General features: G+C 37.9%; 3 protein-coding genes and 1 pseudogene. All 4 read left to right on the forward strand.

The annotated features are described in order from the left end of the window. A pseudogene (locus RM529_RS15865) lies at nucleotides 1–252 on the forward strand (glycosyltransferase); the annotation flags it as partial. A gap of 50 nt (nucleotides 253–302) precedes the next feature. Continuing rightward, entirely contained in the window at nucleotides 303–2,033 is a 1,731-nt protein-coding gene (locus tag RM529_RS15870; protein ID WP_311485726.1) for a phospho-sugar mutase, read from the forward strand. Between the two features lie 13 nt (nucleotides 2,034–2,046). Next, nucleotides 2,047–3,876 (forward strand): ABC transporter ATP-binding protein, encoded by a 1,830-nt coding sequence (locus RM529_RS15875; protein WP_311485727.1) that lies wholly within the window; start codon nucleotides 2,047–2,049, stop codon nucleotides 3,874–3,876. Between the two features lie 362 nt (nucleotides 3,877–4,238). Beyond that, the coding region (locus RM529_RS15880) for an RNA polymerase sigma factor (protein ID WP_311485728.1) at nucleotides 4,239–4,747 on the forward strand (509 nt) is incomplete at its 3' end.

Consider the following 4,747-nt stretch of genomic DNA (forward strand, 5'->3'; position numbering starts at 1 on the left):
GGCGCACTGGGGGTTCTCATGTTTATAGTTGGTTTTATTTCTGCCGGGTGGATTGGTATTTCCAAGCTCTACAAATTGTACCACGGCCTTCCCAACGTTCTTGTTACTTCTAACCCGTGGTTTTATATTGCCTTGACTGTAATGATAATTGGTAGCCAGCTTTTTCTGGCAGGTTTTCTGGGTGAGCTCATTCTCAGGTCAAAAAGAGAGAAAGAGCGTTATTTAATTAACAAAACCACAGGAAATTTTTAGATTGTTTACGGGATATAATCCTTATTTTTGTTAAAGAAAATTTTTATGATATGTCACAGATAAAACCTGAAATACGCTCCAGAGCTGAAGCCTGGCTTACTGATGTTTTTGATGAGGAAACAAAAAATGAGATCCATAACCTTCTGGAAAATAATCCAAAGGAACTGGAAGAAAGTTTCTACAAGAACCTTGAATTTGGTACCGGCGGGATGCGTGGCATTATGGGTGTTGGGACAAACAGGATCAATAAATATACCCTCGGAAAAAATACACAGGGACTCGCAGATTTCCTGAAAAAGGAATTTACAGGGGAACAACCAAAGGCCGCCATTGCGTATGACTGCCGGAATAACAGTAAAGAACTTGCCAAAGTAGTCGCAGAGGTTTTCTCTGCCAATGGAGTTGAAGTTTACTTATTTTCAGACCTTAGACCTACTCCGGAACTTTCTTTTGCGGTAAAATACCTTGATTGTCACTGCGGAATAGTTTTAACCGCAAGCCACAATCCGCCGGAATATAATGGCTATAAAGTGTATTGGCAGGACGGCGGACAATTAGTGCCACCACAGGACAAACAGGTGGTAGACCTTATCAATAGCCTGGAATACAGTGAAGTAAATTTTGATGCTAAGCAGGAATTGATCCACGAAATTGATACTGAAATTGATAAAGCATTTTCTAAAGCATCTGTTAAAAATGGCAGTTTTCATACTTCAGCTTCAGCAAAAGAAAATCTGGGCATAATATTTACTTCCCTTCACGGAACTTCGATTACACTGGTTCCAGGTGTGCTTGAAAAAGCGGGCTTTACAAACGTAAATGTCGTTCAGGAACAAAAAGAACCGGACGGGAATTTCCCTACGGTAAAATCTCCAAATCCTGAAGAGCCGGAAGCTTTAAAAATGGCGCTGGATCTTGCGAAAGAGAAAAGTGCAGATATTGTAATTGGTACAGATCCCGACTGTGACCGGCTGGGAATTGCAGTTCCCGACCTTAATGGCGAAATGATCCTGCTAAACGGCAACCAAACCATGCTCGTAATGACCTGGTTCCTGCTGGAGCAATGGAAAAAGGAAAACAAATTAAAGGGTAACGAATTTGTTGCCTCCACAATTGTTTCTACTCCTATGCTTAAAAACATAGTTGAATCTTACAACGTAGAGTACCACGAAGTCCTTACCGGGTTCAAATGGATCGCGAAACTGATAAAAGATCATCCTGAGCTTGATTTTATAGGAGGTGGGGAAGAAAGTTTTGGTTATATGGTGGGAGATTTTGTAAGGGATAAAGACGCTGTTACGTCTACACTTCTGGCTTGCGAAATCGCTGCGAAAATGAAGGAAGAAGGTAGCTCCTTTTATAAAAAATTACTTGAACTTTATACTGAATATGGCCTGTACCGCGAAGAATTGATTTCTTTAGTGAAAAAGGGTATTGAAGGAGAGCAGGAAATTAAGCAGATGTTGATTGATCTTCGTGAGAATCCATGGCAGGAAATAGATGGGGAAAAAGTAGTATTAATAGAGGATTACCAATCTTCCACTGCACGAAACCTTCAGGATCATACTGAAGAGAACATTGATTTACCAAAATCCAATGTTCTTATTTATTACACAGAAGGCGGCACGAAAATCGCAGCAAGACCAAGTGGTACAGAACCAAAAATTAAATTCTACATCAGCGTAAATGCTGATCTTGATAAAGTTAACAATCACGAAAAAGTAAATCAGGAATTAGCCGATAAAGTTTCCAGAATTAAGAAAGAACTTCAAATAGGCTAGCCCCTACGCGCTTATGAGTTATTTTAAGAAGATACTTCAGTTCGCAAAACCCTATAAGCGTTTTGCGATACTGAATATCATTTCCAATATTTTTTATGCACTTTTCAGCACCCTTTCTTTTCTTGCATTTATTCCAATGCTTCAGGTTCTTTTCCAGGAGGAAGAACCAGTATTAACAGAACCTGACTGGGACGGCAGCTTTTCAGGATTAAAAGATTTTGGAAGTGATTATGCCAACTATTTTTTAAATCAAAGGATTGAAGAACATGGCCAGATTTCTGCATTAATTACCATTTGTGTAGCTGTTGTCGTTTTATTCCTTCTCAAGAATTTTTTCAACTACCTGGCAATGTATTTTATCGCCAATGTCCGCAATGGGATGCTGCGTGATATAAGGAATAAAATTTATTACAAAATTGTAGAACTTCCTATTTCCTTTTTTTCTGAAAAACGAAAAGGTGATTTTATCTCGCGCATTACCAGTGATGTGCAGGAGATCCAGTCTTCTTTTTTAAGCATGTTGGAAATGTTTATAAAAGAACCGCTCACGCTTATCTTCACCCTTTTTGCGATGATCGCTATAAGTCCGAAGTTAACGCTGTTTGTTTTTATATTTCTACCAATTTCCGGATTATTGATTTCTTCTATAGGTAAAAAACTTAAGGCAAAATCTACAAGCGCACAACAGGAAAACGCTAATTTTCTCTCCCTGGTAGAAGAGACACTTTCCAGCCTTAAGATCATCAAGGGTTTTAATGCAGAAGATAGGTTCAGAACAAAATTCACCAACAGTACGAACAGATTAAACCGGATTCTAAATTCATTACTGCACAGGCAGGACCTTGCATCTCCTTTAAGCGAATTTTTAGGAGTAGTGGTAATTACAGTAATTCTGTGGTTTGGAGGAAACATGGTGTTGATTGAAGGATCTATGGATGCCTCTACTTTTATTGGTTTTCTTGTGCTCACGTACAATATCCTCACTCCGGCAAAAGCAATTTCAAAGGCAACTTATAGTATTCAAAAAGGAAATGCCAGTGCCGAGCGGATCCTGGAAATTATTGAAACTGAAACTAATCTTAAAGACAAACCTGATGCTGTAAATAAAACTTCTTTTGATTCTGACATTGTCATAGAAAACATTTCTTTTCAATATGAGAAAGAAAAGGTCCTGAAGAATTTCTCACTGGAAGTAAAAGTTGGTGAAACCGTAGCCCTTGTAGGGCAATCTGGTAGCGGAAAATCTACCATTGCCAATCTTATTACCCGTTTTTACGATGTAAATAATGGCGCTATTTATATTGATGGGAAAGACATCAGGGACATTTCCAAAGCTTCCTTACGAGGACTAATGGGGCTAGTCACACAGGATTCTATTTTATTTAATGATACCATTAGAAATAACATCGCGCTTGGAAAAGAGAGTGCTACAGAAGAGGAAATTATTGATGCGCTAAAAGTGGCAAACGCCTGGGAATTTGTAAAAGATCTACCACTCCAGCTGGACACAAACATTGGCGACAGTGGGAATAAATTGAGTGGCGGACAAAAACAACGATTATCCATTGCCCGGGCGGTACTTAAAAATCCACCAATAATGATCCTTGATGAGGCAACTTCCGCACTTGATACAGAGAGCGAAAAACTTGTACAAAAGGCCCTGGAAAACATGATGAAGAACCGAACCTCCATTGTTATTGCCCACAGGCTATCCACTATACAGAATGCAGACAAGATTGTGGTAATGCAAAAAGGACAAATCGTGGAACAAGGCAGGCACGAAGAACTTTTGGCAAAGGGTGGTAATTACCAGAAACTTGTAGAAATGCAGTCCTTTGATTAACTCCACTAATATCTTTTTCAGAAATTACTACAAATAAAAAATGGACGAAGTAGGTTCGTCCATTTTTAAAGGTTATTCCCATTTTGGGGCAAATGAAAATAACTCAATTAAGTCTGATTTATTTGGGGCAAAAAAAGACTTTTCTTTTATTTTGTTGGGATAAAGATAAAACTTAATTCCATTATTCCAAGAAAAAAATGCTTTTAAACAGGAAAAAATGTCTTTAAACGACTAAAAAGTCATGTTTAGACAAAATTTTCCTACAATAATTAGAATTATTCCACCTTTACCGGATATAACTTTTTCTATATCTTTACCGTTTTATGACCTCATTTTCTAAATTTCAGCAAACTTAAAGCAGATTGGAACTATCTGAAAGGGAATTTATAGAACGCCTGAAGGATAAGGCTACCGCCCAGGAAGCTTTTAGAGAACTTGTATCTGAATATAAAGAACGGTTATACTGGCATATTCGTAATATTGTGAAGAATCACGATGATACAGATGATATTCTGCAGAATACCTTTATTAAAATTTTCAAAAATATTGGTAACTTTAAAGGAGAAAGTCAATTGTTTTCCTGGATGTATAGAATAGCCACTAACGAGTCTATTACATTTCTAAACAAAAAAGCACGTAAGAATCATATTTCGTCCCAGGAATTACAAGACCAGATTATTGCGAACCTGGAAAGCGATGTCTATTTTAACGGAAATGAGATCCAGCTTAAACTGCAAAAAGCCATTAACAGCCTTCCCGCTAAACAGCAGCAGGTTTTTAATATGAAATATTTTGAAGATTTAAAGTACCGGGAAATTGCTGAAATTCTGGAAACCAGTGAAGGCGCACTAAAGTCCAGCTATCACATTGC

Origin of the sequence: Autumnicola edwardsiae (genome assembly GCF_031846505.1) — a bacterium.
Lineage (GTDB): Bacteria > Bacteroidota > Bacteroidia > Flavobacteriales > Flavobacteriaceae > Autumnicola > Autumnicola edwardsiae.

Bases quoted from the DNA above. Each gene is read 5' to 3' on its own strand.
- RM529_RS15870 (WP_311485726.1), top strand. From the start codon at position 303: ATGTCACAGATAAAACCTGAAATACGCTCCAGAGCTGAAGCCTGGCTT.
- RM529_RS15875 (WP_311485727.1), top strand. From the start codon at position 2,047: ATGAGTTATTTTAAGAAGATACTTCAGTTCGCAAAACCCTATAAGCGT.